The organism is Psychrobacter sp. 1Y4 (assembly GCF_051847555.1).
On record NZ_JBPYDE010000515.1, the window covers coordinates 1 to 728 of the forward strand.

The 728-nt window shown below is 46.2% G+C and carries 1 protein-coding gene; it reads left to right on the forward strand.

All coding sequences use genetic code 11. From position 1 onward, the window contains the following. Positions 1 to 728, forward strand: a 728-nt coding sequence (locus ACS8FC_RS17290) for an FAD-binding protein (RefSeq protein WP_439297688.1), incomplete at both ends; no start/stop codon positions are given.

Here is a 728-nt window from a genome sequence, read left to right on the forward strand (position 1 = left end):
GTAAAAGCGCATTTTCCGCAGATTTACCAAACGCTATTAACGCTTGGGATTGATATCACGACAGATCCTATTCCAGTCGCCCCGACTGCGCATTATAGTTGTGGCGGTGTGGTGACTGATGCCAATGGATTGACGGACGTCCCAGGACTTTATGCGGCTGGTGAAGTCGCTTATACAGGGCTACATGGAGCGAACCGCTTAGCAAGTAACTCACTGTTGGAGTGTGTGGTGGTTGGTCGTAATATTGCAGCCCACTTGCCTCAGTACTTAGAACACTTAGCAGAGATCGATAACGACGTTTATAGTGGCGTAACTCAATCAGCGATTGAGTTTTGGTCAGCGCCAATCCTTACAGACACGCAGCCTGTGCTCATGCCTATCTCTGAGGTTGTCGCACAAAAATATGGTCATGGCAATAAAACGCTCGACGTTATTGACACTAATCTCGCAAAAACAGATGTTGTAAAAATAACCTCAGAACTAAAAGCACTCATGACCACTAACATGGGTATCACCCGTAGCGCGGGACAATTAGAACAAGCATTAGCCCAAATACAAAAGTGGCAAGAATGTCTAACAAATGCTGAGTCTGATCAATCCGACGCAAGTAATAAACGCAGCCCTACTACTGTCAGCGGACTTGCATACTTTCAATTAGCTAGGCAGCTTGAATTAGCGACCTTAATCATTCAATCAGCCTATCAGCGCGTTGAGAGTCGTGGTGGACA